Origin of the sequence: Cryobacterium sp. TMT3-29-2, from assembly GCF_004564305.1 — a bacterium.
Classification (GTDB): Bacteria; Actinomycetota; Actinomycetes; order Actinomycetales; family Microbacteriaceae; genus Cryobacterium; species Cryobacterium sinapicolor.
Genome location: NZ_SOGK01000107.1, coordinates 20,261 through 46,123 on the forward strand (window position 1 = coordinate 20,261; position 25,863 = coordinate 46,123).

Below are 25,863 nucleotides of genomic sequence, written 5' to 3' on the forward strand. Positions count from 1 at the left end.
GGGTCACGACCGGTGGCACCACGCAAGCCTACAGATTATGCCTTGGGTATGTGCACGACCGGTGAGCGCCGGTCGGGCCAGTATTCCTGGTCCTCGGGACGCTCATCTTGGCGTCCCGCAGGCGGCAGGGCTAGGCTGTGGCGTCGCCTTGCACGGCTCCAGTGGGCGCACGAGAGGAAGCGCTCCATGGCGTTGGAAAATGACACCCAGGCTCCGGATTTCGAGCTGTTCAACCAGTTCGGCGAGCGGGTGCAGCTCAGCGAGTTCCGTGGGGAGAAGTCGGTCGCCCTGGTCTTCTTCCCCCTCGCCTTCTCCGGGATCTGCAGCGGCGAGCTGTGCGAGTTGCGGGACAACCTGTCGTTGTTCACCGCGAACGAGGTGGAAGTGCTCGGTATCTCCGTCGATTCCCGTCACGCCCTGCGCGCCTGGGGAGAACAGGAAAAGTACACTTTCGACCTCCTCGCCGATTTCTGGCCGCACGGCGCGGTCGCGAAGGAATACGGGGTCTTCCTTGAGCAGAAGGGCTTCGCCAACCGCGCCACGTTTGTGATCGACCCCGAGGGGATCATCCGGGCCAGTTTCATCACCGCGCCGGGAGAGCCTCGGTCACTGGATGCCTACCGGGCCGCGATCGGCGAGCTCCAGCCGGTATGAACCCTGCGGCGCTTCACCGGTGCCACAGAATCTGTATGATGGTGCTCGGCCTTCACCGGCCGTTGTGTCAGGGGCCTTTAGCTCAGTTGGTAGAGCGCCACGTTTACACCGTGGATGTCATCGGTTCGAGCCCGGTAGGGCCCACATAATCATCACCCCCTGATCACGTCCGTGCGATGAGCCCAAAGCCGAGCGCCAAGACAGCTTTCAGGGAGACCACGTGAACCAGCCACGCATGAACGTCGAATCGTTCAACCTCGACCACCGCACGGTCGTCGCACCCTACGTGCGTCTGGCCGACACCAAGGTGTTGCCGCAGGGCGACACCATCGTGAAGTACGACGTGCGCTTCACCCAGCCCAACCTGGCGCACCTGGAGATGCCGGCGGTGCACTCGATCGAGCACCTTTTCGCCGAGCATTCCCGCAACCACTCCACCCGCGTGATCGACTTCTCGCCGATGGGCTGCCAGACCGGCTTCTACCTCATCCTGCAGGGGCAGCCGGATTACGCCGAGGTTCTCGAGCTGATCGAGGGCACCATGACCGACATCCTCAGCGCCACGGCGGTGCCCGCTGCCAACGAGGTGCAGTGCGGCTGGGGAGCCAACCACTCGCTGACGGCCGCCCAGGACGCGGTGAAGGTCTTCCTGACCGCCCGCGCCGACTGGGCCACTGTCACCGAATGACACCCTTCGGCGCGATCATCCTCGTCGCGATGGAGGAAGAAGCCGCTCCGTTCTTGGCTGCGGCCACCGCGTCCGCCGCGCCGATCACCGTCGGCAAGGCCCGCCGCCACCGTCTCACGCTGGCCGGCCACGAAGTGCTGCTCGTGCAAAGCGGCATCGGGCTGGTCAACGCGGCCGGTGCGACGACATCCGCTCTCCTGTCAGTGCGGGCCGATGACCCCCAGGCGACGCCGCTGGTGATCAGTGCGGGTTCGGCCGGCGGGGTCGGTGCGCAGGTGCAGGTGGGCGAGGTCGTCATCGGCAGCGAGTACCTGAACAGCGACGCCGATGCACGTGCATTCGGGTACGCTCTCGGCCAGGTGCCCGGCATGCCGGCCCGCTATGAGGGTGCTCCCACGGCGCTACGGATCGCCGGGTCCCCGGCCTGGATGGCTGACGGTTCGGCGCTGGTCGTGCACCGCGGCCTGATGGTCTCCAACGACACCTTCGTGAGTGTGGAACGCGCCGAGAACCTCCGCGTTCTGTTCCCCGGCGTTCTCTCCACCGACATGGAATCCGTCGGCGCAGCCCAGACCTGTTTCGCGCACGATGTGCCGTTCCTGGCGATCCGCGGCATCTCTGACCTGTGCGGACCGATCGACGATCACCTCGCCCATGTCGACGACGCGGCCGACCGCTCCGCCGCAGTCGTGCTGGCAATGTTGGGCAGGCTCACCGACGGCCTCGGCTGACTCGGCCGGCACCGATCCGGCCGTGATCACGCTTTCGGAGAAGCGGCGCGACCGGCGTGGGAGCGCCGGTCGCTGCACGGATCGACGTTCCGCGCGATACGCTGAAAGTGGCGCGGTTTCGGAAGTCGTTGCCCACCGCGGAGACGTGTGGCTCTTCCGCGGAGCCGAGAGGTCGTGAAGTCACGGTGCAGACGGATGCGCGAGCGACTTCGACCGGCGTCGCGGATGCCACGGGGGGAGAACGTCGTCATGTCCCGGTCTGACCGTCGATCCTTCGGCCTCGCCGTCGAGGAATTGTCCACCGCACACCTGAACAGTACCGACCTGTGCTCTCCGTTCCTGCGGGTGCTGCCCGTCACGGGTGTGTCGATCTCCACTCTCGGCGCCCCCTTCGGCACCGAAACCGTGTGCGCGAGCGACGCGTCCGCTGCCCGGATCGACGAACTGCAGTTCGACCTCGGTGAAGGTCCGTGTTGGGATGCCCTGACGACGCGTCGCCCGGTGCTGAACAGCGACATCCGTCACCACGGCAACTCGGCCTGGCCCGTTTTCTCGCAGACGATTGACGACACCGATGTGGGTGGGCTGTTCGCGTTCCCGATGGTCGTCGGGTCGCTGGACATCGGTGCCGTCGATCTGTATTCCCGCCGCCCCCGCACCCTGACCGGGCTGCAGATCGCCGATGCCACGATGCTGGTCGGGATCGCCGCTCGGCAGGTGCTTCGGCGCGTCCTGCTCACGCACACGATAAAGCCTGACCCTGACGCCGACGAAGGCTATTCTCGACGCGTCGTGCACCAGGCGACCGGCATGGTGCTCGCCCAGCTGGACGTGGGAGCCTCGGATGCCCTGCTGATCCTGCAGGGCTATGCGTTCTCTCACGCGCGCACCGTCCGCGAGGTGGCGGAAGACGTGGTGGCGCGCGAACTTGATTTCGCTTCAGAATTGGACGGGTCTTAGGATGGAAATATGGTGACCAGAACACGTGAAGGTCAGTTGGTTGAGACCTTTGTCACGCTGGCAGACACGCTTGTCGTCGGGTACGACGTCGTCGATCTGCTGCACACGCTCGTTGAAACGTGCGCGACCCTCTTCGGGGCGTCCGCGGTCGGGATCATCCTCTCTGCCGGCAACGACAATGACCTCGAGGTCGTGGCCTCGACGAACGAACGCAGCCGGCTGATCGAGATCCTGCAGTTGCGGGCCGGCAACGGGCCGTGCGTCGAGTGCTACACGACGGGCAAACCGGTGGCCATCCCCGATCTCGACGTCCTCGCCCCGGCGTGGCCCAGGTTTCGGGCGGGAGCACTCGAACTCGGCTTCAAGTCGATGCACTCCGTTCCACTGCGGTTGCGCGCGACGACGATCGGGTCGCTTAACCTCTTCTGGGATCGCCTCGGCGGTTTGAGTGCGGAAGACCTGCCCACCGTTCAGGCGTTGGCCGACACCGCGACGATCGGCATCCTGCAGGAGCGCGCCATCCGGGAGAGCGACGTGGCTCGAGCGCAGTTGCAGCGTGCGCTCAGTGGCCGCGTTCTGATCGAGCAGGCCAAGGGCGTTGTCGCTTTCACCCACACCCTCGACATGGAGGAGGCCTTCGCGTTGCTGCGTCAGTATGCCCGCAACAACGGCCAGCCGCTGGTCGAGGTGGCCCAAAATGTGGTGAATCGTACCCTCGCCCTTTAGACCCCACAAGGTCTATAATGATCGAATGCCCCAGACCCTGGCTGCACCTGTCCTTCTCGTGAACAATCAGGGGTCTACCATGAAGCGCATTTTTCACCCCGGCGGATCGGTCATCACCGGAGATGACCTGGCGGATGCCGTTATGCACTACGCGGAGGCGCTCAGTCTCCGCCCTCAGGTCGATGTCGTCGACATTCCGATCGTTGAAGAAACCGGCCTGCTGGGACGCATCCAGATCCTGATCGGTGGATCCGGCCAACTAGTCTGCGTCACCGACATTTCGGCACAGTCGGAGTTACTGGAGCCGGAGACGGTGGACACCCTCCGCCACAAGGCTCTGGCCGGAACGGCCTCGGGCCGGGCCTCGTGGACGGGCGACGGCCTGGACTCGCCTCAGTTCGACGAGTTCGACTACTGACTCCGAACTGCTGCTCGCCCGTGAGGCTGAGGAGGCGCGCGGTGTTGCGCCTGACCCTTCGCACGACGGTTTTCGACGGCTCGCCCATCAAGGCGCTCACCGACGGGGCCGTGGGTGAGGAACTCCTGGTTGTGGGTTCGCATACCCTGGCCTGGTTTCAGGACTTAGTCGTCAGCATCAACGCCGCACAGATCGCGGCTCACGCCGCCGGACCGGACGCTGTCGTGATTGAGCGGGAGGAACAGTGCGGGACCGATGTCGTCGTCGGGGTAGACGGTTCCGGGGCATCCCTCGCCGCCGTGCACCTCGCCGCAGAGCAGTCGGATCGCCTGGGTGAGCGCTTGACGTCCCGGTACTGCTGGAGTGCACCGGCGCCCTGGACCGAGGACCGCACCATGATCGACTGGCCGATGGAGCCCGACGAGGCGGCCGGTTTGGTTCCCGCCGAGGCGGTGGCCGGCCTGGCCGAACGCTACCCGGACCTGGAGCTCGACCTGCGGCTCGGGTCGGGGCCGTCGAATCCGCCGAGGCAGGTGCTCACCGCTTCTCCGTTTCTGTAGTGGAGTCCGGTCGGGACTCGGCACGTTCACCGGCCGGGCGGGGGACCACGGCCACCGGGCAGGGCAGATTCAGCAGCACGTCGTGGCTGACCGAACCAAGGAAGAGGCTGCCGACGGCACCTCGGCCGTGCGTGCCGACGACGACGAGGGACGCCGCCCGGGATGCGGCAACGAGGACTGATGCCGCCGTGCCCTGCTTCAGGACCTCGGTGATATGCAGCGACGGATGCGCATCGCGGACCCTCCTCGTGGCCCCCGCCAGGATGCGTGCGTGAGCGTCTCGCATCTCCTCGTAGGGCAGGGTGGCGCCGTACTCGACGGCCACCGTCGCCGGGATCATCCAGGCGTGGACGATCTCGAGAGGGAGTTTGAAACGCTCGGCTTCGCGGGCCGCGAAGTCCACGGCGACCAGGGCCGTGACGTCGTCCTCCATGCCCACGACGATGCTGCTGCCACCCCCCTGCCAGTTGACGGGGACGACGACGACAGGGCTCCGGGAGTGGGCTGCGAGCCGGAGGGGGAGGGTGCCGAAGACCGTTCCCGCGAGGACACCCGTCTTCTGCGTGCCGACGACGAGGAGGTCTGCGGTCGCCGACGCCCGGGTCAGCTCCTGCACCGGGACGCCGTGACGGATGTAGCTCGTTTTCCGACAGGACGGAGCTACCTTTTCGACCCGTCGAATGGCTTCCGCGAGCGCGCGCTCGTAGGCAGGCTGACTGGAGTAATCCGATCCCTCGGCGGGGTACCAGCCCAGTTCCACCACCGTGGTGAGTTCGAGTTGTACCGGAGTGCCCTGCATCCGTTCGAGCATCACGACCCGGTCGAGGGCCCACTCGAGGGCCACCTTGCTGGCCGCCCCGCCGTCAATGGCGACGATCACTTTTTCAACCATGGATGTGACTCCTGCTCTGGGGTGGAATCGCACCGGACAGTCCGATCCTCGTCAGGGTCGCAGCGTCGGCAGTGCCGGGACAGGGCCGAAGGTCCCGTGCGGGTAGTATCCCCGCTACCAGATGAGAGGCGGTCCCCGGCCATGCCCCACGAACGTATCCCGCTCACCCCGACCGAACACCCCGAGGCCTCCCCGGAGACGGTGCGCAGTGCCCTGGCCGACCTGCCCAGGCACGGACGACCGCGGTGGGCGGCCGCATCCGCCGACTTCATCGACGCTCTGCGGAGCGTGCGGGCCGGTGACCCGCTGGTACTGCTGGCAGAGGCCGTTGCGATGGCGGCGGACGCAGAACTGGGCTGTGTCGTCGGGCCGCCCGGTGAGGTTGCGGGCGGCGACGCGGGCGCCGAAGAGTCGTTCGTCGTCCACGCGGCGCACGACGGATGCGCCCGGCGGCTGGTCGGCCTGGCCTTCCGTGCGACGGGGAGCGTGTGCGGCCGGGCGGTCGCCTCCGGCCGGCCTGCCCTCGTCGGCGGGGGAGACCGACCGGCTGCGGGCCCCGAGTCGCTCCTGATGCCTGGGCGAACCCTGGTCGTCCCGGTGGCGGGAACCGGACAATCCGGCCGGCCCGTATTGGTCCTCACTGCCTCCCGGCCCGCCGAGGGACCTCCCTTCACGGCCGCGGACCTCGAGGCGGCCCAGGATTTCGCCTGGCTGGCGCGCGCGGGCCTGGACCTCGAGCGGAGCAGCCGGGACCGGGTGCGGCTGGCGGTGCTCACCGATCGTGGCCGGATCGCGCGTGAACTGCACGACCGGGTGATCCAGCGGATCTTCGCCGCCGGGCTCACCATGCAGGCACTCGGCGGGATGACCACAGACCCCGTGCTCGGGCGGCGCCTGGTCGACGAGGTGGGAGCCCTCGACGCGGTCATCGCGGATCTGCGCACCGCGATCTTCGCGTTGACGCAGTCGCACCCTGACCGGCCCGGCGTCTGTCGCCGCCTACTCGACCTGCTCGACGAGCTCGGCCCTCTCTTCCCGCACCCGCCGCGGGTGGTCTTCTCCGGTGCGATCGATCTGCTCGTGAGCGCCGCACTGGCCGACGATGTCGTGGCCGTCGTGAGGGAGGGGCTGACCAACGTCGTCCGGCACGCGCGCCCCCGGGACACGGAGGTGAGGGTGGCCGTCCTTGCGGACGCGCTCACGATCGAGATCAGCGACGACGGCGTCGGCCTGTCCGGTTCCGGGCGGCGCAGCGGAATCGCCAACCTCTCGGCCCGGTCACAGCGCTGGCAGGGGATGCTGTCGCTCACCGACCGGGAGCACCGCGGCACACTGCTGCACTGGACGGCGTGCCTGACCGACGCCCCCGAGGGGGCGCACCGATGACGCGCGTTTTCGTCGTCGACGACCACGAGGTCGTCCGCCTCGGACTGGCCGGCCTGATCAACGCCGAAGTGGACCTCGAGGTGGTGGGAGAGGCAGCGACGAGGCGTCAGGCCGTGGACAGGGTCGCCGCCACCCGGCCGGACGTCGTGGTCCTGGATGTACGGCTGCCCGATGGGAGCGGCATCGACGCCTGCCGGGACATCCGCTCGAGGGATCCCGACATCCGGTGCCTCATGCTCTCGGCGTACGACGACGCCGCCGCCGTCCGCGCCGCCGTCCTGGCCGGCGCGTCCGGGTATGTGCTGAAGAACCTGCGCGGTGACCGCCTGGTCGATGGAATCCGGCGGGTGGCACGCGGAGATTCACTGCTCACCCCGCTGCGGGCCGGCCGGCTGACAACCGCAGTCGGGCTGGACCGTGGCGACCCTGCCGCCCGGGCTCTGACGACGAGGGAACGCCAAGTCCTCGATCTGATCTCCCGGGGGCTCACCAACCGGCAGATCGGCGAGCACCTCGACCTGGCGGAGAAGACGGTGAAGAACTACGTGTCGGGGGTGCTCGGCAAGCTCGGCATGGAGCGCCGAACCCAGGCTGCCGTCTTCGGGGCGGAGCTGCACCGCCGGGAGGGGGAGTCCGCCATTCGAATTCCTCCGGGCTCAGCCGGTACGCTGGCCGGATGAATCCGCATCGCATCAACAGGGTCGTGCCCGAATCCGGCCAGGAATCGGTCTGGGACTACCCGCGCCCGCCGCGCGTGGAAAAGAGTGCCGACCGGGTCGTCGTCACCCTCGGCGGTCTGGTCATCGTCGACACCGACGACGCCATCCGGGTGCTCGAGACCAGCCATCCGCCGGTCTACTATCTGCCGCGCTCCGCGTTCCGGGAGGGGAGCCTCGAACCGGCCGCCGGACGCTCCTCCTGCGAGTACAAGGGTGAGGCGTCGTATCTGAGCGTGGTCGCCCCGGGGCGCCGGGCTCAGTCGGCCGGGTGGTACTACCCGTCGCCGGCCCGCGGCTTCGAGGAGCTCCGCGATCGCGTCGCGCTGTACCCCGGACGGATGGACCTCGTCACCGTGAACGGGGAAACGGTTCTGCCGCAGCCGGGCGACTTCTACGGCGGTTGGATCACCTCCCGGGTGGTCGGACCGTTCAAGGGGGCTCCCGGCAGTCTCGGCTGGTGACGGCGCTGCCGCGGGCCGCCGCGCACCGGACGGGGATGGTCCCCATCCTTCTCGCCGCTCTGCTCTGGGGCACGACGGGCACGGCGGCGCACTTCCTGCCCGGCAACGTCAGCCCGCTGGCGACCGGAGCCGCCACGATGGCCGTCGGCGGAGCGCTGCTTTTCACCGTCTCCGCCCGGAGCGCCCGGGCAACCCTCCGGGACCGCTCCGTTCGCCGCTGGTTGCTGGCCGGGGTTGCCGGCATCGTCGTCTATCCGCTTGCGTTCTACAGCGCCATGAACCTGGCCGGCGTGGCCGTCGGCACGGTCGTGTCGCTCGGGTCCGCGCCGGTCTTCGCCGCGGGGATCGAGTTCCTGGCGGAGCGTCGGGCGATCACGCGGCTCTGGGCTCTGTGCACCCTGGTCGCTCTGGTCGGTACGGGTCTGATGGTCGCCGGCCAGCAGTCCGACCCGGCCGCCGGGCCCGCTCCACTGGGCGTTCTGCTCGGGCTGTCGGCCGGACTCAGCTACGCGCTCTACACCCACGCGTCCCACCGGGTGATCGCGGCCGGGCACGCTCCACGGGCCGCGATGGGGGCACTTTTCGGCCTCGGCGCGCTGTGCCTGGTCCCGGTGCTCGGGGCCACGGGGGCGCCCCTGCTCCAGAGCGGCGGCAGCCTGGGCATCACCGCTTACCTCGCCCTCGGACCCATGTTCGTGGCCTATCTGCTTTTCGGCCGTGGCCTGCGCACGGTTCGCGGCAGCACGGCGACCAGCATCACCCTGGTCGAACCGCTCGTTGCGACTCTGCTGGCGGTCCTGATCGTCGGCGAGCGGCTGCCCCCGTCGGGCTGGGCCGGGCTCGGACTGGTTCTGGTGGCGGTGACGGCGCTGGTGAGCATTCCCGGGGCACGGGCGAAGCTGCATCGCTAGAGCGGCCCGCGCCCGAGCCGCTTCGTCACCGGTAGGCTTGCGAGGTGTCAGTCTCGCTCGCCGATGTAACTCGGATCATCCATGGATTGTGGCCGTTGTCCGGTGCCGAAGCCTGGGACGCCCCCGGACTGGTCTGCGGCAACCCCGGCCGACCGGTCGAATCCATCCACCTCGCCGTGGACGCGGTTTCCGCGACCGTGGACGAGGCGATCGGACACGGCGCAGACCTGCTCCTAGTCCACCATCCGTTGCTCCTGCGCGGCGTCACGTCGGTCGCCGAAGACCGTTACAAGGGTGCCCTGCTCGGTCGTCTGATCCGGGCTGACTGTGCTCTCATCGCGGCGCACACCAACGCGGATGTCGTCGTGGACGGCATCTCAGACATCCTCGCCACCCGCCTCGGCCTCGTCGACGCGGCCCCCATCACGGCGGGCTCCGTGCCGGGAACAGGGATCGGCCGGGTCGGGCGGCTGGCTCACCCGAGCACCCTGGGGCAATTGGCCCACCGTCTCGCCGAACTCTTGCCGGCAACGGCCGTCGGCGTGCGGGTGTCGGGGGAGTACGGCGCTGTCGTCGAGACTGTCTCACTCTGCGGCGGCGCCGGCGATTCTCTCCTCGGACACCCCGCCGTCCTGGACTCCGATGTGTACATCACCTCCGATCTGCGCCACCACCCGGCGTCGGAGGCCCGTGAGCAGGCCGGGCTGACGGGCGGCGCACCTGCCCTGATAGACGTGTCGCACTGGGCCAGCGAATGGCTCTGGATCGAGCCGGCCGCCGACCAGTTACGCGCGCTCCTGCCCGGTGTGCGCATCACCAGCAGTTCCCTGCGCACGGATCCCTGGGACTTCGCGATCGTGCAGTAACCTGCCGAAGGACGCGGACCCACCTCCAACGCTCGCTCATTTTCACTACTCGCAAAGGTCAGGACATCGTGAAGGCATCTCCAGTAGAACAGAAGGAGCTTCTCCGGCTTCAGGCCCTCGACATCAGGCTGCAGCAGGTCGAGCACCAGACGAAGGCTCTTCCGCAGCACACCGAGCTCCGGGAACTCACCACGATGTTCGACGGCACCCGGATGGCCCTGAGCACCCGTGCCGGGGAACGCGATGACGTGCGTACCGAGCTGGCACGGATCGAATCCGACGTCGACGTGGTCGAGAAGCGCATCGCGCGGGACACCGACCGGGTGCAGCACACCTCCTCGGTGAAAGACGTGCAGGCCCTGGAGACGGAGCTCGCGGCGCTGCGCAAGCGCCTCCTGGCACTCGAAGAGATCGAGATTGCGGTCATGGAGCGGCTCGAGGAGAGCGACGCTGCCGTCGCCGCGGTGGAGGCGGAGCGGGATGGGATCGCGGTCCGGATCCATGAGGCCGAGCAGTCCCGCGACGAGAGCTTGGCCGATCTGAACCGGCAGCTCGGCGAACTCCGCCGGGACCGGGCCGCCGTCGCCGGCAGTGTCACCGAGGAACTCTCCGCCCTCTATGAGAAGCGTTTCGTGACGGGCCGGGGCAACGCCGCAGCCCTGTTGCGCGCGCGCACCTGCAGCGGCTGCACCATGACGCTCACCGGCAGCGATCTCGACGCCGTGCGTTCCTCGCCAGCCGACGAGGTCCTGTTCTGCCCTGACTGCGGGGCGATCCTGGTTCGCACGGAGGAGTCCGGGATCTAGGTGGAGCCCGCCCCGTCCCGCTGCCTGTATTCTGGTCAGTGGAATGGGTCGGCAAGACGGTCGCGTCATCCGTTGTCCTTCGGGTCGGCGGATGCCGAGGAACGTCCGGGCTCCGCAGAGCAGGATGGTGGGTAACACCCACCCGGGGTAACCCGCGAGACAGTGCCACAGAAAGTAGACCGCCTCCGGTTTCGGCCGGCGGTAAGGGTGAAACGGTGGTGTAAGAGACCACCAGCGGCCAGGGCGACCTGGTCGGCTAGGTAAACCTCGTCCGGAGCAAGGTCAGACAGGAAACGTCAAGGCGGCTCGCCGAGTTTCCGGGTAGACCGCTAGAGGGCTGCGGCAACGTAGTCCCGAGATAGATGGCCGTCCAGGGTGCTTCGGCACCGGGACAGAACCCGGCGTAATAGCCGGCCCATTCCACCTTCCGTCTCAGCGGCCGGCGCCGGGGCGCACGGGCGCCCCGGGCAGGTCAGACCTGATGCTTGACGGCGAGAGCGGCGGCCCCGAGGATTCCCGCATTGTTGCGGTGCACGGCCGGGATGATGGCTGTCTTCAGCCGCAGCAGGGGCAAGAATTCCTGGTGGTGCTTGGACACTCCGCCGCCGACGATGAAAAGGTCCGGCGAGAACAGGGCCTCCACGGTCGAGTAGTACCTCTGCAGACGACCGGCCCATTTCTCCCAGCTCAGGTTCTCCCGCTCCTTGGCTGAGTATGCGGCCTTGGTCTCGTAGTCGACGCCGTCGATCTGCAGGTGCCCCAGTTCGGTGTTCGGGACCAGCACTCCGTCATTGAGCAGCGCGGTCCCGATGCCGGTGCCGAGGGTGGTCATGATGACCACTCCGCTCACCCCCTTCGCCGCGCCGAACTGCGACTCCGCGTAGCCGGCGGCATCCGCGTCGTTCACGAAGTGAATGGGCTGGCCGAGGCCCTTCTCGAAGAGCTTCTCGGCAGCGAGGCCGATCCACTTGTCCGAGACGTTGGCGGCCGACATGGTGTGGCCGTTCTTCACGACGGCAGGGAAGCAGATGCCCACCGGCAGCGCACCGGCTCCGTCCACAGCGGACACCGTCTCCAGAAGGGTCCTGGTCGTTTCAATAATGTCGGCCGGGCGGCCGCCCTTGGGCGTGGGCAGCTTCACGCGATCCGACAGGAGCTTGCCGGTCGACAGGTCGACCACCGCTCCCTTGATCCCGGTGCCGCCAATGTCAATGCCGATGGCCATGGTTGAACTCATAGTCAAAACCTACCGGTAGTCAGGAGAGGGTGAGGATCTCGGCGCCCCGCTCGGTCACCACGAGGGTGTGTTCGAACTGGGCCGTGATGCTTTTGTCCCTGGTCGTCACCGTCCAGTCATCCGCCCACATATCCCAGTCGGTTCCGCCCAGGGTGAGCATCGGTTCGATCGTGAAGACCATGCCCACCTCCATCACGGTGTCGTAGACGGGCGCCGAGTCGTAGTGCGGGATGATCAGGCCGGAGTGGAAGGCGTCACCGACGCCGTGGCCGGTGAAGTCGCGCACGACCCCGTAGCCGAACCTCTTGGCGTAGGACTCGATGGTGCGGCCGATCACGTTCACCTGGCGCCCGGGAGCAACGGCCTTGATGCCGCGGGCGAGCGCCTCCCGGGTGCGTTCGACGAGGAGCCTGACCTCGTCCCGGGCTTCACCGACGATGAAGGTGGCGTTCGTGTCGCCGTGCACCCCGTTCTTGTAGGCGGTGATGTCGATGTTGACGATGTCGCCGTTTTCAAGCACGGTATCGTCGGGGATGCCGTGGCAGATGACCTCATTCACGGAACTGCACAACGATTTGGGGAACCCGCGGTAGCCGAGAGTCGACGGGTAGGCGTCACGCTCGAGCATGAACTCGTGGCCGATCCGGTCGAGTTCCTCTGTCGTCACACCGGGACGGATGGCCTGGGCGACCGCGTCGATGGCCCCCGCGGCGATCCGGCCGGATTGGCGGATCAGCTCGATGCGGTCGGGGGAGTAGACATCCGATCCCGTGAAGGGCGAGGGCATCTCCTTCCCGACGTACTCCGGGCGCACGATGTGGCGGGGAACGGAGCGGAGCGGAGAAACCGCTCCCGGAAGGAGGTGACCGACGGAATCCTTAGGCATAGGATCAACCATATGTCCGAAGACACCGATCACCAGTTCTGGTACAACATGCGCACGGGCGCGGTCGAGCAGGGGATGCAGTCTCCCTCCACGGACCGCGTCGGGCCCTTCGCCACCCGGGACGAGGCCCTCCACGCGCTGGAGAAGCTGCGCGCGAACAGCGCCAAATGGGCCGCCGACGAGGCGGAGAACGACCGCTAGTCTCGCGAGCCGCGGGGTTTACTCGTAGCTGTGCTCCGGCCCGGGGTAGGCGCCGGAGTCGACGTCGTCCTTGAATCGGTGCACGGCATCCGTCAGAACCCCCCGCAGATTGGCGTACTGGCGGACGAACCGGGGCACCCGTCCCTCGGTCATGCCGGCGAAGTCCGTCCAGACCAGCAGCTGCCCGTCGACGTCGGGACCCGCACCCACGCCGATCGTGGGGATCTCCAGCCGAGCGGTGACCAGGGCCGCCACCGTGGCGGGAACCATCTCAAGCACGACCGCGAAGGCGCCGGCGTCCTGCACCGCGAGGGCGTCGTCGATCAACTGATCAGCGGCAGCGCCACGGCCCTGGATCATGTGTCCGCCCAGGCCGTGCTCGCTCTGCGGAGTGAAGCCGATGTGAGCCATCACGGGGATCCCCGACGACACGATGCGTCTGATCTGCTTGTGGCTGCGCACCCCGCCCTCGAGCTTGACCGCGTGGGCCTGCGCTTCCTTCATGAAGCGTACGGCGGTGTGCAGGGCCTCGCTCTGACCAGTCTCGTATGAACCGAACGGCATGTCCGCGACGACGAGGGCGCGGGTGACGGCGCGCGCGACGGCCCGAGTGAGCGGGATGAGTTCATCGACCGTCACGGGGAGCGTGGTCTCGTAGCCGAACACATTGTTCCCGGCCGAATCGCCCACGAGCAGGAAATCGATGCCCGCCTGGTCGAAGATCTGCGCCGTGAGCATGTCATAGCTGGTGAGCCCCGTGATCGGGATGCCCTGCTGCTTGGCGTTGTGGAAATGGCGCGTGCGCACCCGTTTGGGTCCGGACTGCGCGGAAACGTATGGATTGCGCTCACTGACGGGCTGGGGGACATCCGGAACGGTCGACTCTGGCATGCCTCAAGTGTAGCCAAGCGGCGTTCACGCCGATCGGCGGCCTGTTTCGCCTGAGAGACGACGCCAGACAGTAGCCTAGGGAGCGACAAGAAAGGGCGTGAATGGACAAGCAGCGCGACTTCGTTCTCCGGACCATCGAGGAGCGGGGAATCAAGTTCATCCGACTCTGGTTCACGGATGTCGTCGGCACCCTCAAATCGGTGGCCATCGCGCCCGCGGAGGTGGAGGGCGCATTCGCCGAGGGTCTCGGTTTCGACGGTTCGGCGATCGAGGGTCTCACCCGCTCGTTCGAGGCGGATGTGCTCGCGCACCCGGACCCGACCACGTTCCAGATCCTGCCCTGGCGCGGTGAAATCGACCCGACCGCCCGCATGTTCTGTGACATCATGACGCCCGACGGGCAGCCGGCCGTCGCCGATCCACGGAATGTGCTCAAGCGCACCCTGGCCAAGGCGGCCGATCGCGGCTTCACGTTCTACACCCACCCCGAGATCGAGTTCTATCTACTCAAGTCTTCCAAGTACGGCAAGAACGGTCCCGTGCCGGTCGACCATGCCGGCTACTTCGACAATGTTCCCGGCGGCACGGCTCATGACTTCCGGCGCCGGTCGGTGCGGATGCTTGAAGACCTCGGCATCTCGGTGGAATTCAGCCACCACGAAGCCGGTCCCGGGCAGAACGAGATCGACCTGCGCTACGCGGACGCTTTGACCACGGCGGACAACATCATGACCTTCCGCACCGTCATCAAGGAGGTCGCCATCGAGCAGGGCGTCTACGCAACGTTCATGCCGAAGCCGATGTCGGAGCACCCCGGGTCAGGAATGCACACGCACCTGTCCCTGTTCGAGGGTGACACCAACGCGTTCTACGAGGCGGGCGCCCAGTACCAGCTCTCCAAGACGGGCCGCCAGTTCATCGCCGGGCTGCTCAAGCACGCCCCGGAGATCACCGCTGTCACGAACCAGTTCGTCAACTCCTACAAGCGGCTGTGGGGCGGGGACGAGGCCCCCAGCTTCGTCTGCTGGGGCCACAACAACCGGTCGGCCCTGATCCGAGTGCCGCTCTACAAGCCCAACAAGGGGCAGAGCGCCCGCGTCGAATATCGGGCCATCGACTCGGCCGCAAACCCGTACCTCGCGTACTCGCTCATGCTGGCCGCCGGGCTCAAGGGGATCGAAGAGGGCTACGAGCTTCCCCCCGAGGCCGAAGACAATGTGTGGGGTTTGAGCGACACGGAGCGTCGCGCTCTCGGCTACCGGCAGCTCCCGGCCAGCCTCGACCACGCGATCCAATACATGGAGGAGTCCGAGCTGGTCGCCGAGACGCTGGGCGAGCACGTGTTCAACTACGTGCTGCTCAACAAGCGCCAGGAGTGGAAGGAGTACCGCTCGCAGGTCACTCCCTTCGAGCTCGACAAGAACCTCGAGATGCTCTGACGACCGGGAGACGAGACCCGATGGCACGGGAACAGCTGACTCTGACCGAACTCGCCCGGGTAGGTTTCGTCGAGCTGCGCGAGGTGCGGATCCGGCTGGACGAGGTCGGTGACCTGGGCGGCCCCGAACCGGCCGCCCTGCTCCCGCTGCTCGGCAAGACGGCCGACCCGGACGCCGCCCTCATGGCGCTCGTGTCCCTGCTGCGGCAGGCGCCGAACGAGGTGCGGGCATTGCTCCTGCACCCCGACCCAACCCAGCGGCTGCTCCGGGTCGTCGGGGCGTCAAGCGGACTGACCGAGTTCTTCCTGCGGCATCCGGAGGAATTGTCGGTTCTTGCCAAACCGCTCCCTGTCCTGCCCGACCTGCCGGAGCTGCGCAAGGACCTGCTCGAGTCGGTCGGTAGCACGGACGGGTTCGCCAGCCTCGTCGACGACGAGGGCTGGGTCGCCCTGCGGGTGCGCTATCGGCGCCGCCTGGCGCAGCTGGCCGCCTACGACCTCGAGCAGGCCGACCCGGTCGCGGGACTGGACGCCGTCGCCCGCACGCTCGCCGACCTGGCCGCGGCGGCCCTGGAGGCGTCCCTGGCCGTTGCTCGAAGCATGTCCACCGGGCTGGTCGCGGGGCGGGGCGTCTTCCCCGAAGACGAGGTGCGTGCCACCCGGCTCGCCGTGATCGGAATGGGCAAGGCCGGCGCCGGCGAACTCAACTACGTGAGCGACGTCGATGTCATCTTCGTCGCCGAAGGAGACCCGGACGCCGGCCTGGAAGCGCCGCGCGCGGTCGACATCGCCACCCGGCTGGCGATCCTCCTGATGCGCGGCCTGAACCAACCGGCCGTGGAACCCGAGCTCTGGGAAGTGGACCCGAACCTCCGTCCCGAGGGCAAGTCGGGCGCCCTGGTGCGCTCCCTCGAGTCTCACTTGGCCTACTACGAGCGCTGGGCGAAGAGCTGGGAGTTCCAGGCGCTGCTGAAGGCCAGACCCTTGGCCGGTGACCTCGAGCTTGGCGGACGATACGTGGCCGCGGTGTCCCCGAAGGTGTGGACCAGCGCCAGCCGGGAGAACTTCGTCGAATCCGTGCAACGGATGCGAGAGCGCGTCACCAAGAACATTCCGGAGGACGAAGTCGCCGTGCAGCTGAAGCTCGGCCCCGGCGGCCTCCGCGACATCGAGTTCACTGTGCAGCTGCTGCAGCTCGTGCACGGACAGGCGGATCCGGCAGTTCGGCAGGCGGGAACCCTCCCTGCGCTGACTGCGCTGGCGGAGAGCGGCTACGTCGGGCGCGCGGAAGCGGCCGAGTTCGCTCAGGAATACCGCATTCTGAGGCTGATGGAGCACCGCCTGCAGCTGGAGAAGCTCCGCCGCACCCACCTCGTGCCGCGCGACGAGTCGAGCCTGCGCGTCCTTGCCCGGGCGACAGGGCTCGCCCCGAATGCCGCCCAGCTGACCGTGCGCTGGTTGAACACCAAGCACCGGGTGCGTGGCCTGCACGAGCGCCTGTTCTACCGACCTCTCCTGTCCGCGGTGGCCGCACTGCCGGCGGAAGGACTGAATCTCACCAGCGCCCAGGCCGAGGCCCGACTCGCGGCTATCGGATTCCGCAACACGAAGGGCGCTCTCGGCCACATCGCCGCCCTGACCGGCGGAGTGTCCCGGCGGGCCACGATTCAGCGCAATCTGCTGCCCGTGCTGCTGCAGTGGTTCTCCGAGGGAGCCGACCCCGACTACGGGTTGCTCGCGTTCCGGCGTCTGAGTGACAGCCTCGGCACCACCTACTGGTTCCTGCGCATGCTCCGCGATTCGTCCGGTGCCGCCGAACGACTCACCCGGGTACTGTCCTCGTCCAGGTTCGTCGGAGAGCTCCTGGAGACGATCCCCGAATCCGTCGCCTGGTTGGAAGACGAGGACGATCTGCGGCCGCGCAGCGCGGCCACCCTCCGGGAGGAGGCTCGCGCCGTGCTGGCACGGCATGAGAGCCCGGATGCCGCCGCCTCCATCCTGCGCACGGCCCGGCGCCGGGAGATGCTGAGGCTGGCTTTCTCGGCGATTCTGGGGCAGGTCAGCATCGACGAGCTGGCGACGGGACTCACCGACGTCACCGCCACCATCATTGACGGGGTGCTCGCCGCCATCCGTGGCACCACGCTCGACGGCGCCGAGGACGGCCGAACGACCGACGGGATCGAGTTCGCCGTGATCGGCATGGGCCGGTTCGGTGGCGCGGAACTGGGGTTCGGCTCGGATGCCGACGTGATGTACGTCTTCCGCCCCGGCGGACTCACCGGAGAGGCTGCCCACGACCGGGCGAAGTTCATCGTGCGGGAGCTGTCCCGGCTCACCGATGACAACCGATTGCCCCTCGATCTGGACATCGGGCTGCGCCCGGAGGGTAAGAACGGCTCCGTCGCCCGATCCCTCGAGTCGTACGAGGCCTATTACCGGCGCTGGTCGCTCACCTGGGAGGCGCAGGCGCTGTTGCGGGGGAGAGGCGTCGCCGGTGACACCCTGCTCCTGGCCGACTTCGAGGCCGTCGCCGACGCGGTGCGGTATCCGTCCTCCATCAGCGAGCAGGCGATCCGTGAGGTCAAGCGGATCAAGGCCCGGGTCGAGAACGAACGGCTGCCGCAGGGGGCAGATCCGAACCGTCACCTCAAGCTGGGTCGCGGGTCCCTGAGCGATGTGGAGTGGTTCGTTCAGCTGCTGCAGTTGCAGCACGCGGCTGACATTCCCGCGCTGCGCACCTCGTCGACGCTCGGAGCACTCCGCGCCTCCGTCGCCGCAGGGCTGGTGAGCCAGTCGGATGCCGACACGCTCAGCTCGGCCTGGCTCTTCGCGTCTCGCTGCCGGTCCGCGATCACCCTCTGGACCAACAAGACCGCGGATGTCCTCCCGACGGACCGCGTGCAACTCGAGGGTGTCGCCCGGGTGCTGGAGTACCCGCCGGGCTCCGCCAATCAGCTGGAAGAGGAGTACCTGTCGGTGACCCGCCGATCCCGGGCGGTGTTCGAGCGGCTATTCTACGGTCCGGTGGAACGCTCCGGCCCGTTCGGCGGCTAGGCACGGCTCGATCGCGGGCGGGCACGAACACGACAGGACCGCATCCCCATGGGGGCTGCGGTCCTATCGTCGGTGGCCGAGTGGCTGCCGGGGTGCCTGACGGCCTAGACGCCGTAGTAGAGCTCGAACTCGAACGGGTGCGGACGCTGCGCCAACGGCTTGATCTCCATCTCGCGCTTGTAGTCGATCCAGGTTTCGATCAGTTCGGGCGTGAAGACGTTGCCGGCCAGCAGGAAGTCGTGGTCGTTCTCGAGAGCCACGAGGGCCTCGCCGAGCGACGCGGGAACCTGCGGGATGTTCTTGGCTTCTTCGGGCGGCAGCTCGTAGAGGTCCTTGTCGACCGGCTCGTGCGGTTCGATCCGGTTCTTGATCCCGTCCAGGCCGGCCATCAGCTGGGCGGCGAAGGCGAGGTACGGGTTGCCCGAGGCATCCGGGGCTCGGAACTCGATGCGCTTCGCCTTCGGGTTCGTGCCCGTGATCGGGATGCGGATGGATGCCGAACGGTTGCCGGCCGAGTAGACCAGGTTCACGGGAGCCTCGAAGCCGGGCACCAGGCGGTGGTAGGAGTTGACGCTCGGATTCGTGAACGCGAGCACGGCGGGCGCGTGCTTGAGGAGACCGCCGATGTACCAGCGGGCGACGTCGGACAGACCGCCGTAGCCGGCCTCATCGTAGAAGAGGGGCTTCCCGTCGGCCCACAGGGACTGGTGGGTGTGCATGCCGGAACCGTTGTCGCCGAACAGCGGCTTCGGCATGAAGGTGGCGGTCTTTCCCCACTCGGCCGAGGTGTTCTTGACGATGTACTTGAACTTGAGCAGGTCGTCGGCCGCGTGCACCATGGTGTCGAAGCGGTAGTTGATCTCGCCCTGGCCGCCGGTGCCGACCTCGTGGTGGCTGCGCTCCAGGATGAGTCCGGCGTCGATCAGCTTGAGGCAGATGTCATCGCGCAGGTCGGCGTGCTGGTCGACCGGGCTGACGGGGAAGTAGCCGCCCTTGAACGGGGTCTTGTTGGCGAGGTTGCCGCCGACCTCTTCCTTTCCGGAGTTCCAGGCACCCTCGCTGGAGTCGACGGAGTAGAAGCTGGAGTGCTGGTTCACTTCGTAGCGAACATCGTCGAAGATGTAGAACTCGGCTTCGGGAGCGAAGAAGGCGGTGTCTGCGATCCCGGTCGAAGCCAGGTACTTCTCGGCCTTCTTGGCAACCTGGCGCGGGTCCTTGGAGTAGATCTCGCCGTTACGCGGGTTGTAGATGTCGAAGAGCATGATGAGGGTGCGTTCCGTGCGGAACGCGTCGACGTAAGCCGTGGTCACGTCCGGGATCAGCTGCATGTCGGACTCGTGGATCGACGCGAAGCCGCGGATCGACGAACCGTCGAACATCTGCCCGACCGTGAAGAACTCCTCATCGACCGTCGACGCGGGGATGTTGAAGTGCTGCTGCACACCCGGCAAATCGGTGAAACGGATGTCAAGGAACTTGACGTCGGTGTCCTTGATGAACTTGAGCACTTCTGACGAATCGCGGAACATGCGGTGTTTTCTCCAAACGACGTGGGGGTAGAACTGTGAGTCGCGCACTGCGGCTCCATTGAGGCTACTGGGGCACCGTTACCCGGCAGTGACGCTTATGTTTCACACATGTTACAGCGGGGCCCGCTCGGTAGACTCACTCCGTGCCTGCCGCAGCCTCGAATTCAATCCCCTTCGGACAGCTTCCGCCGAGCCGTTGGCCGGGGGAGCGCCTCGGTCTGCCGAATGAGGGGCCTCGGTCCGTGGGGCGCGTCGGACGCCGAATCGGCGCCCTCGCGCTGGACTGGGCACTGGCCTACGGGGCGGCGGCGCTGTTCTTCAGCACGGACGGCGTCATCAACGGTTTCGCGGTGACAGCCATTTTCGTGGGGCTCCAGATCGTGTTCGTCCCGACGATCGGCGGCAGCATCGGGCATCGCCTGGTCGGGCTTCGCGTCGTCCCGCTCCAGCCGGGCTGGGTCGGGCTGTGGCGCCCCGTCGTGCGGTCCCTGCTGCTGGGCCTGGCGGTCCCCGCGCTGGTCTGGGACTCGGACCAGCGCGGTTTCCACGACAAGGTCGCGGGAACCGTCCTCATCCGCAGCTAGCCTGTTCGGCAGGCCGGCCTGTCCGGCGTGGCTGAACGGCTAGTTTCCGCGCTGTGGGCGGGCCTTCATCGGGTCGACGCCCTTGGGGATCGGCAGCTTCTTGGTCATGGAGTTCAACCGGTTGTTCACGGCGAGCACCTCGGCCTTGGTCAGGGTGGGCTTGATCCGGGTGAGGCGCCGAGCCAATTTGTGCAGCGGCACGGCGTCGGCGTCCGGGCCGACACTGATGATCGTGACGGCGATACTTCCGCCGAGCCTGGTCACCATCCGGCGCTCTTCCTCGAGCATGCGGGCCGTGCGAGTGCGCGGCCCCTCGCTGATCAGGACGACGCCACCGCGACCGACGGCTCGGTAGACGGCATCCTGAGTCTTGCCGTTGACGGCGACGGGCATTTCGCTGCCCACCCACCCGCGCTTGAGCGAACCGCGCAGCACGGCGCCTACGGCGCCGGGCTGGCCCTCGATCTGCGTGTACGCGGCCTTCTCGGCCCGCTGGCCCAGGATGATGAGCATGGCGAGGATGCCGGCGAGCACGCCCGAGATCGTCCACAACACAAGGTTGAGGATGCTCCCGGGGGACAACAGGAGGGCCAGGCCCAGGGCGACGGCGACGGGCACCACGAAGCCGAGAACCATGAACAACACGATCTTCTTGTCGTAGCGACGTGTCATCTGGAACACCTGCCACATTTGCTTCATGCGGCCGGGCTTCTTGGGGGGGCGGGGAGTCTTGTCCTTGCTGCGTGCCATAGTTCCAAGACTACCGAGTCACCTGAATGTCTCGTGACCGATTTTTGATCAGGAGACCGCCTGCGCGAACCCGAGCGAGGCATCCGCCAGGTGGCGCAGTTGCGGCGGAACCTCGCGACCGGTCGCCAGCATGGACTGAGCCCACAGTCGGCCGGCCCGGTACGACGAACGCACGAGCGGGCCGGAGAGCACACCGAGGAAACCGATGGCCTCGGCCTCGTCCTTGAGCTCGACGAACTCCTCCGGCTTCACCCAGCGGGCCACGGGCAGGTGCCGTGCGCTCGGTCGCAAATACTGGGTGATCGTAACAATGTCGGTCCCGGCGTCGTGAAGGTCCTGAAGCGCCTGGCTGATCTCCGCACGCTCCTCACCCATGCCCAGGATCAGGTTCGACTTCGTGATCAATCCGGCATCCCGTCCCTGCGTGAGCACGTCGAGGGAACGTTCGTAGCGGAATGCCGGCCGGATTCGCTTGAAGATGCGGGGGACGGTCTCCACGTTGTGGCCGAAGACCTCGGGCCGGGCGGAGAAGACCTCGCCGAGGTGGTCCGGGTTGCCGGAGAAGTCCGGGACCAGGATCTCGACACCTGTCCCGGGGCTCTGCTGATGAATCTGCCGGATAGTCTCCGCGTAGAGCCAGGAGCCCTCGTCGGGCAGATCGTCGCGGGCGACGCCCGTCACCGTGGCGTAACGAAGATTCATCTTGACAACGGATTCAGCGACCCGGCGCGGCTCGTCAGTGTCGTACTCGGCGGGTTTGCCGGTATCGATCTGGCAGAAGTCGCACCGCCTGGTGCATTGCGACCCGCCGATCAAGAAGGTCGCCTCACGGTCTTCCCAGCATTCGAAGATGTTGGGGCAGCCGGCCTCCTGGCATACCGTGTGCAGGTTTTCGCCCTTCACCAGGTTCTGGAGCTTGCGGTACTCCGGTCCCATTTTCGCCACCGTCTTGATCCAGGCGGGCTTTCGTTCGATCGGGGTCTCCATGTTGCGTATCTCGAGGCGCAGCATCTTCCGCCCCTCGGGTGCCGCACTCATACGGACACCGCCCAGGCGGTCTCGAACTGGGCCGTGATGGGCGCAATGAGATCGGCCGGGGTAACGTCGCGACCGACCATCCTCGACATGGTGGTGACGCCGGCATCCCTGATCCCGCAGGCGATGATGTGGTCATAGGGCTCGAGCGAGTTGTTGCAGTTGAGGGCGAAGCCGTGCATGGTCACTCCTTCCGCGACGCGGATTCCGATGGCAGCGATTTTGTCTACGTGGCCGTCCGGGCCGACCCAGACTCCGGAACGGCCCGGGACCCGAAAACCGACGATGCCGAAGCCGAGCAGGGCGTCGATGATGATCCCCTCGAGCAGGCGCACGTAGCCGACCACGTCCACGGGCTCGTGAAGACGAGTGATCGGATACCCGACCAGTTGGCCGGGGCCGTGCCAGGTGATCTTCCCGCCTCGGTCCGCGTCGATCACGGGGGTTCCGTTGCTGGGCCGCTCCTCGGGAGCTGTGCGCTTCCCGGCGGTGTACACACTCGGATGTTCGAGGAAGATGACGGTGTCCGGCCTCTCCCCGGAGACGACGGAACGGTGGACTGCGCGTTGGAGCTCAAGGCCCTCAACATACGGCACGGAGTTGGCGCTTAGCCCCGCGACGACAAAGTCGAGCATGTTGCCATCCTAAACCCCGGCGTTCCTCCCCAGGGGGATGCCGGACTGGTTGTCCCCGAACCGCAACCCGGGCGGCCCGGACGAGGGCGGCCCGGCCAGCATTGGCGACATGAGAAGTCGCGGTCGACGCGTTCGGGATCCGGAGCCGGTATCCCTGCTGCCGTCGACGGAACCTGTGCTGTCGACGGAACCTGTGCTGTCGACGGAACCTGTGCTGTCGATGGCACCAGTGCCCGTCGGCGGCGGCCAGGCATTGATCGCCGGGTACCGGGTTCTGCGGCGCCTGGCGTCGAGTGACCGGGCGGACCTGTACGTGGGCGTGGCTCCGGCACTGTCGACCTCACCCGAGAGTGAGGTCCACGGCAAGGTGCCTGGTTTCTCCGGGACATCCGTTGTGCTCAAGGTTTTCCGTCCGGGAACGGAGGACCTGGCGGTTGAACGCGAAGTTCGTGCCCTGACCGCTCTGACTCCCGGACGACTGACCATGCTCGTCGATGTCGGCACCCTGCCTGATGGCCGCACCTGCCTTGTCCTGGAACAGCTGACGGGTGGGGCGCTGAGCGGCTTCCTGAAGAACCGCCGGCATCTCCCTCCCGGGGAGGCGGTCACGATCCTGGCCCCCGTCGCGGCCGCGCTGGCGGAACTGCAGACCATCGGCCTGGTGCATCCGGCCGTGAGCCTATCGACCATTCTTTTCGACTCCTTCGGGCGCCCGGTCCTGACCGGACTGGGGGAGCTCCAAGAGCTCCCCGACGCCGGTCGTGGGCGAACCGAGGCCCTCGCCATGATGCACGACAGACTCGCGCAGGTCGTCCGAGCGGTGCTCGATCAAGTCGATCCGGTTGTGCCGGCTCAGGCGGCCCTCCGTGACCTGGACCGGTGGTGCGCGGGGCGGTCCGCCCGGCCGGCGGCCACAGCCCCAAGCCAGCTCGAGCACTTCCTGTTCGCCTGGGCCGAGGCCGAACCGGTGACGTTCAGCCGGACCGGCGACGACGGCAGGGGTCCGCAAACGGCCGGCGACTGGCTCAGGCGACCTGTTCCGGACGATCCCTCCGGGCGCGCAGCCGCGCTGACGGTTCGCGTCGCCTCGGGGGAGGTGCGGGCCCAACGACTGCTCGGCACTCTAGCGTCCCGCACATCTGCAGGGGTCCGTCGACTGCGGGGAGTCCACCCAGCCGGTGGGCTGAAAGCTGTGCTGAGCAGGCGGTTCCGCGTCCGCCGTGGAGCGCTGCTCCTTGCCGCTATTTTCGCCGTGGCGAGCACCGGACTCGCGTTGAATGCACGGGGTCCGGGTGGATCCGCGGTGACTGCGGGAGTGCGGCCGGAAACCTCCACTGCGCCGGCCGGAGCCACCGCCCTGCCGTCGTCCGACCCGGCGAAGTCGGACGCATCAGGTGCCGGCGACCGTGACGCCGATAGAGCCGCAACGGCCAGTGACGACCCGGCGACAGCGGTTCCGGCTCTTCTGCGGCTCCGGGCCTGGTGCCTGGACGAGGTCTCGGTGGTCTGTCTTGATGCTGTGCACCAGTCGCAATCGGCGGCCCTGACCGCCGACAGCCACACCCTGCGAATGATGCACCAGGGCGGCGACGCCCCCGAAGCCGAGGACGTCTCGTTGTGGTCGGCGGTCTTGGTGGAGCGCACGGGGGACGTCGCGCTCGTATCGCTCCAGGCCCACGACCTAGAACGACAGCCGGCCTCGGTCCTTGTGGTCAAGGGCGAGGCCGGCTGGCGAATCAGGGAGATTTTCGACTACTAGTCACAGCGTCCGTCGTCTGGTGATATCGACTAGAGACCGAGGTTTGCCTCGAAGGCACCTTCCTCGAGACGCTGCTTCATCGTGACGAGGAAACGTGACGCATCCGCTCCGTCGATGATGCGGTGGTCGTAGGACAGCGCAAGGAACACGGTCGAGCGGATCGCGATCGCATCGAGTCCACCCTGGCTGACGACGATGGGCTTTTTGTAGACGACACCGGTGCCGAGGATGGCGCTCTGCGGCAGGAAGACGACCGGGGTGTCGAAGAGTGCGCCGCGCGAACCGGTGTTGGTGAGCGTGAATGTGCCACCGGATAGTTCGTCGGGCTTGAGCTTGTTGTCGCGGGTGCGCTGGGCGAGGTCGGCGATCTGAGCGGCGAAGCCGGCCAGATCGAGGTCGCCCGCGTTGCGCACCACGGGGGTCAACAGGCCGCGCTCGGTGTCGACCGCGATGCTGATGTTCTCCTGGCTCGGGTACACGATCGTGTCACCGTCAATGGTGGCGTTGATGATCGGGTTGGCCTGGAGCGCCTCGGCGGCGGCGAGAGCGAAGAACGGCAGGAAGGACAGCTTGTTGCCCGTCTTGGCATGGAATTCGGCCTTCACCGCGTCGCGCAGGATCGCGACCCGGGTGACATCGACCTCGACCACGGTGGTCAGCTGAGCGGACGACTGCATCGAGATGACGGCTCGCTCGGCAACGACCTTGCGCAGACGGGACATGGGCTGGGTGGTCCCGCGCAGGGCGGAGACCTCCACGGCCGGAGCCGCTGCTGCAGGCGTGCCGGCGGGAGCGCCGGCCTGGGCGAGCGCGATATCCTCCTTGCGGATGCGTCCACCGACACCGGTTCCGACCACGGTGGAGAGATCAACGCCAGCCTCGTTCGCGAGCTTGCGGACGATGGGGGTGACGTAGCCGGATGTCCCCGCGTGCGATCCTCGGGCGACGGCCGGTTCCGGCGCCGCAACGGGGGCTGCAACCGGGGCTGCAACGGGTGCCGGGGCGGCGACGGGTGCCGCGACCGGTGCCGGCGCGAACACGGGTGCCGCGACGGGTGCGGGGGCTGCGACGGGTGCGGGGGCG

27 protein-coding genes, 1 tRNA gene and 1 other RNA gene are annotated in these 25,863 nt (G+C 67.4%); 20 read left to right on the forward strand and 9 right to left on the reverse strand.

The features are described from left to right. Positions 1-186 precede the first annotated feature (186 nt). From E3O67_RS11970 to E3O67_RS12005, 8 genes are all read left to right on the forward strand, one after another. A complete protein-coding gene (locus E3O67_RS11970; RefSeq protein ID WP_134429166.1) occupies positions 187-654 on the forward strand; it encodes a peroxiredoxin in 468 nt (155 codons plus the stop codon). Positions 655-725: 71 nt separating this feature from the next. Further along, positions 726-798: transfer RNA gene (locus E3O67_RS11975), tRNA-Val, on the forward strand. Positions 799-889: 91 nt separating this feature from the next. Continuing rightward, a complete protein-coding gene (locus tag E3O67_RS11980) occupies positions 890-1,342 on the forward strand; it encodes an S-ribosylhomocysteine lyase (protein ID WP_134429273.1) in 453 nt (150 codons plus the stop codon). Next, entirely contained in the window at positions 1,339-2,073 is a 735-nt protein-coding gene (gene mtnN / locus E3O67_RS11985; RefSeq protein WP_134429168.1) for a 5'-methylthioadenosine/S-adenosylhomocysteine nucleosidase, read from the forward strand. The genes E3O67_RS11980 and mtnN overlap by 4 nt, the downstream gene beginning before the upstream one ends. 249 nt (positions 2,074-2,322) lie before the next feature. After that, the gene (locus tag E3O67_RS11990) at positions 2,323-3,033 is read left to right on the forward strand and encodes a GAF and ANTAR domain-containing protein (protein ID WP_134429170.1); all 711 of its coding nucleotides are present in this window, start codon (positions 2,323-2,325) and stop codon (positions 3,031-3,033) included. A gap of 9 nt (positions 3,034-3,042) precedes the next feature. Next, a complete protein-coding gene (locus E3O67_RS11995; protein WP_135102801.1) occupies positions 3,043-3,759 on the forward strand; it encodes a GAF and ANTAR domain-containing protein in 717 nt (238 codons plus the stop codon). Positions 3,760-3,784: 25 nt separating this feature from the next. After that, positions 3,785-4,177 (forward strand): hypothetical protein, encoded by a 393-nt coding sequence (locus E3O67_RS12000; RefSeq protein WP_134429174.1) that lies wholly within the window; start codon positions 3,785-3,787, stop codon positions 4,175-4,177. Positions 4,178-4,218: 41 nt separating this feature from the next. Next, complete coding sequence (locus E3O67_RS12005; RefSeq protein ID WP_135102802.1) at positions 4,219-4,737, forward strand: hypothetical protein; 519 nt, start codon at positions 4,219-4,221, stop codon at positions 4,735-4,737. Here the strand turns inward: E3O67_RS12005 and E3O67_RS12010 are convergent. Next, entirely contained in the window at positions 4,715-5,629 is a 915-nt protein-coding gene (locus tag E3O67_RS12010; protein ID WP_135102803.1) for a universal stress protein, read from the reverse strand. The genes E3O67_RS12005 and E3O67_RS12010 overlap by 23 nt on opposite strands. A 141-nt stretch (positions 5,630-5,770) precedes the next feature. Here E3O67_RS12010 and E3O67_RS12015 point away from each other — a divergent pair, with 141 nt between their 5' ends. From E3O67_RS12015 to rnpB, 7 genes are all read left to right on the forward strand, one after another. Beyond that, positions 5,771-7,015, forward strand: a complete 1,245-nt coding sequence (locus E3O67_RS12015; protein ID WP_134429180.1) for a sensor histidine kinase — start codon at positions 5,771-5,773, stop codon at positions 7,013-7,015. After that, positions 7,012-7,695: a response regulator transcription factor gene (locus E3O67_RS12020; protein WP_135102804.1), complete on the forward strand. Its 684-nt coding sequence runs from the start codon at positions 7,012-7,014 to the stop codon at positions 7,693-7,695. The genes E3O67_RS12015 and E3O67_RS12020 overlap by 4 nt, the downstream gene beginning before the upstream one ends. Further along, the gene (locus E3O67_RS12025) at positions 7,692-8,195 is read left to right on the forward strand and encodes a DUF427 domain-containing protein (RefSeq protein ID WP_135102805.1); all 504 of its coding nucleotides are present in this window, start codon (positions 7,692-7,694) and stop codon (positions 8,193-8,195) included. Before E3O67_RS12020 ends, E3O67_RS12025 begins: the two co-directional genes overlap by 4 nt. After that, positions 8,192-9,106 carry a DMT family transporter gene (locus E3O67_RS12030; protein WP_241982156.1) on the forward strand — a complete coding sequence of 305 codons (915 nt, stop codon included), beginning with the start codon at positions 8,192-8,194 and terminating at the stop codon, positions 9,104-9,106. The genes E3O67_RS12025 and E3O67_RS12030 overlap by 4 nt, the downstream gene beginning before the upstream one ends. Positions 9,107-9,150: 44 nt before the next feature. Beyond that, positions 9,151-9,972 (forward strand): Nif3-like dinuclear metal center hexameric protein, encoded by an 822-nt coding sequence (locus tag E3O67_RS12035; protein WP_134429186.1) that lies wholly within the window; start codon positions 9,151-9,153, stop codon positions 9,970-9,972. Positions 9,973-10,040: 68 nt separating this feature from the next. Then, positions 10,041-10,778 carry a zinc ribbon domain-containing protein gene (locus tag E3O67_RS12040; RefSeq protein WP_135102806.1) on the forward strand — a complete coding sequence of 246 codons (738 nt, stop codon included), beginning with the start codon at positions 10,041-10,043 and terminating at the stop codon, positions 10,776-10,778. 44 nt (positions 10,779-10,822) lie between these two features. Continuing rightward, positions 10,823-11,200: RNase P RNA component class A (gene rnpB, locus E3O67_RS12045), an RNA gene on the forward strand. Between the two features lie 50 nt (positions 11,201-11,250). Here rnpB and ppgK read toward each other — a convergent pair. Further along, positions 11,251-12,015 (reverse strand): polyphosphate--glucose phosphotransferase, encoded by a 765-nt coding sequence (gene ppgK, locus E3O67_RS12050; protein WP_134429190.1) that lies wholly within the window; start codon positions 12,013-12,015, stop codon positions 11,251-11,253. 19 nt (positions 12,016-12,034) lie between these two features. Next, entirely contained in the window at positions 12,035-12,901 is an 867-nt protein-coding gene (gene map / locus E3O67_RS12055) for a type I methionyl aminopeptidase (protein ID WP_134429192.1), read from the reverse strand. A gap of 12 nt (positions 12,902-12,913) precedes the next feature. Here map and E3O67_RS12060 point away from each other — a divergent pair, with 12 nt between their 5' ends. Continuing rightward, positions 12,914-13,102: an SPOR domain-containing protein gene (locus tag E3O67_RS12060; protein ID WP_134429194.1), complete on the forward strand. Its 189-nt coding sequence runs from the start codon at positions 12,914-12,916 to the stop codon at positions 13,100-13,102. Between the two features lie 18 nt (positions 13,103-13,120). On the opposite strand, the gene panB is transcribed toward E3O67_RS12060, so the two are convergent. After that, on the reverse strand, positions 13,121-13,993 hold the full coding sequence (gene panB, locus E3O67_RS12065; RefSeq protein WP_135102807.1) for a 3-methyl-2-oxobutanoate hydroxymethyltransferase: 873 nt from the start codon (positions 13,991-13,993) through the stop codon (positions 13,121-13,123). A 101-nt stretch (positions 13,994-14,094) separates the two neighbouring features. Between panB and E3O67_RS12070 the strand changes: the two genes are divergently transcribed. Both E3O67_RS12070 and E3O67_RS12075 read left to right on the forward strand, forming a co-directional pair. Next, a complete protein-coding gene (locus E3O67_RS12070) occupies positions 14,095-15,432 on the forward strand; it encodes a glutamine synthetase family protein (RefSeq protein WP_134363788.1) in 1,338 nt (445 codons plus the stop codon). 20 nt (positions 15,433-15,452) lie between these two features. Continuing rightward, the gene (locus E3O67_RS12075) at positions 15,453-18,488 is read left to right on the forward strand and encodes a bifunctional [glutamine synthetase] adenylyltransferase/[glutamine synthetase]-adenylyl-L-tyrosine phosphorylase (protein WP_135102808.1); all 3,036 of its coding nucleotides are present in this window, start codon (positions 15,453-15,455) and stop codon (positions 18,486-18,488) included. Positions 18,489-18,592: 104 nt separating this feature from the next. Here the strand turns inward: E3O67_RS12075 and glnA are convergent, their stop codons facing one another. Beyond that, a complete protein-coding gene (glnA, locus tag E3O67_RS12080; protein ID WP_134429200.1) occupies positions 18,593-20,017 on the reverse strand; it encodes a type I glutamate--ammonia ligase in 1,425 nt (474 codons plus the stop codon). Between the two features lie 143 nt (positions 20,018-20,160). On the opposite strand from glnA, the gene E3O67_RS12085 reads away from it, so the two are divergent. After that, positions 20,161-20,601, forward strand: coding sequence for an RDD family protein (locus tag E3O67_RS12085; RefSeq protein WP_134429202.1), 441 nt, complete (start codon positions 20,161-20,163; stop codon positions 20,599-20,601). A gap of 39 nt (positions 20,602-20,640) precedes the next feature. On the opposite strand, the gene E3O67_RS12090 is transcribed toward E3O67_RS12085, so the two are convergent. The 3 genes from E3O67_RS12090 to lipB are packed head-to-tail and all read right to left on the reverse strand — an operon-like array spanning position 20,641 to position 23,021. Then, positions 20,641-21,351 (reverse strand): DUF4191 domain-containing protein, encoded by a 711-nt coding sequence (locus E3O67_RS12090; protein ID WP_134429204.1) that lies wholly within the window; start codon positions 21,349-21,351, stop codon positions 20,641-20,643. A gap of 48 nt (positions 21,352-21,399) precedes the next feature. Then, on the reverse strand, positions 21,400-22,389 hold the full coding sequence (gene lipA / locus E3O67_RS12095; protein WP_134429206.1) for a lipoyl synthase: 990 nt from the start codon (positions 22,387-22,389) through the stop codon (positions 21,400-21,402). Continuing rightward, entirely contained in the window at positions 22,386-23,021 is a 636-nt protein-coding gene (lipB, locus tag E3O67_RS12100; RefSeq protein WP_134429208.1) for a lipoyl(octanoyl) transferase LipB, read from the reverse strand. The genes lipA and lipB overlap by 4 nt, the downstream gene beginning before the upstream one ends. Before the next feature lie 220 nt (positions 23,022-23,241). Here lipB and E3O67_RS12105 point away from each other — a divergent pair, with 220 nt between their 5' ends. Further along, positions 23,242-24,780: a protein kinase gene (locus E3O67_RS12105; RefSeq protein WP_167726613.1), complete on the forward strand. Its 1,539-nt coding sequence runs from the start codon at positions 23,242-23,244 to the stop codon at positions 24,778-24,780. Positions 24,781-24,809: 29 nt separating this feature from the next. Here the strand turns inward: E3O67_RS12105 and sucB are convergent. Continuing rightward, positions 24,810-25,863, reverse strand: a 1,054-nt coding sequence (gene sucB / locus E3O67_RS12110) for a 2-oxoglutarate dehydrogenase, E2 component, dihydrolipoamide succinyltransferase (protein WP_135102810.1), incomplete at its 5' end; no start/stop codon positions are given.

Excerpts from the sequence above, each read along its gene's own strand:
- E3O67_RS11970 (WP_134429166.1), top strand. The coding sequence starts at position 187 with ATGGCGTTGGAAAATGACACCCAGGCTCCGGATTTCGAGCTGTTCAAC.
- E3O67_RS11980 (WP_134429273.1), top strand. The coding sequence starts at position 890 with ATGAACGTCGAATCGTTCAACCTCGACCACCGCACGGTCGTCGCACCC.
- mtnN (WP_134429168.1), top strand. The coding sequence starts at position 1,339 with ATGACACCCTTCGGCGCGATCATCCTCGTCGCGATGGAGGAAGAAGCC.
- E3O67_RS11990 (WP_134429170.1), top strand. The coding sequence starts at position 2,323 with ATGTCCCGGTCTGACCGTCGATCCTTCGGCCTCGCCGTCGAGGAATTG.
- E3O67_RS11995 (WP_135102801.1), top strand. The coding sequence starts at position 3,043 with ATGGTGACCAGAACACGTGAAGGTCAGTTGGTTGAGACCTTTGTCACG.
- E3O67_RS12000 (WP_134429174.1), top strand. The coding sequence starts at position 3,785 with ATGCCCCAGACCCTGGCTGCACCTGTCCTTCTCGTGAACAATCAGGGG.
- E3O67_RS12010 (WP_135102803.1), bottom strand. The coding sequence starts at position 5,629 with ATGGTTGAAAAAGTGATCGTCGCCATTGACGGCGGGGCGGCCAGCAAG.
- E3O67_RS12015 (WP_134429180.1), top strand. The coding sequence starts at position 5,771 with ATGCCCCACGAACGTATCCCGCTCACCCCGACCGAACACCCCGAGGCC.
- E3O67_RS12020 (WP_135102804.1), top strand. The coding sequence starts at position 7,012 with ATGACGCGCGTTTTCGTCGTCGACGACCACGAGGTCGTCCGCCTCGGA.
- E3O67_RS12025 (WP_135102805.1), top strand. The coding sequence starts at position 7,692 with ATGAATCCGCATCGCATCAACAGGGTCGTGCCCGAATCCGGCCAGGAA.
- ppgK (WP_134429190.1), bottom strand. The coding sequence starts at position 12,015 with ATGAGTTCAACCATGGCCATCGGCATTGACATTGGCGGCACCGGGATC.
- map (WP_134429192.1), bottom strand. The coding sequence starts at position 12,901 with ATGCCTAAGGATTCCGTCGGTCACCTCCTTCCGGGAGCGGTTTCTCCG.
- E3O67_RS12060 (WP_134429194.1), top strand. The coding sequence starts at position 12,914 with ATGTCCGAAGACACCGATCACCAGTTCTGGTACAACATGCGCACGGGC.
- panB (WP_135102807.1), bottom strand. The coding sequence starts at position 13,993 with ATGCCAGAGTCGACCGTTCCGGATGTCCCCCAGCCCGTCAGTGAGCGC.
- E3O67_RS12070 (WP_134363788.1), top strand. The coding sequence starts at position 14,095 with ATGGACAAGCAGCGCGACTTCGTTCTCCGGACCATCGAGGAGCGGGGA.
- E3O67_RS12075 (WP_135102808.1), top strand. The coding sequence starts at position 15,453 with ATGGCACGGGAACAGCTGACTCTGACCGAACTCGCCCGGGTAGGTTTC.
- glnA (WP_134429200.1), bottom strand. The coding sequence starts at position 20,017 with ATGTTCCGCGATTCGTCAGAAGTGCTCAAGTTCATCAAGGACACCGAC.
- E3O67_RS12090 (WP_134429204.1), bottom strand. The coding sequence starts at position 21,351 with ATGGCACGCAGCAAGGACAAGACTCCCCGCCCCCCCAAGAAGCCCGGC.
- lipA (WP_134429206.1), bottom strand. The coding sequence starts at position 22,389 with ATGAGTGCGGCACCCGAGGGGCGGAAGATGCTGCGCCTCGAGATACGC.
- lipB (WP_134429208.1), bottom strand. The coding sequence starts at position 23,021 with ATGCTCGACTTTGTCGTCGCGGGGCTAAGCGCCAACTCCGTGCCGTAT.
- E3O67_RS12105 (WP_167726613.1), top strand. The coding sequence starts at position 23,242 with ATGGCACCAGTGCCCGTCGGCGGCGGCCAGGCATTGATCGCCGGGTAC.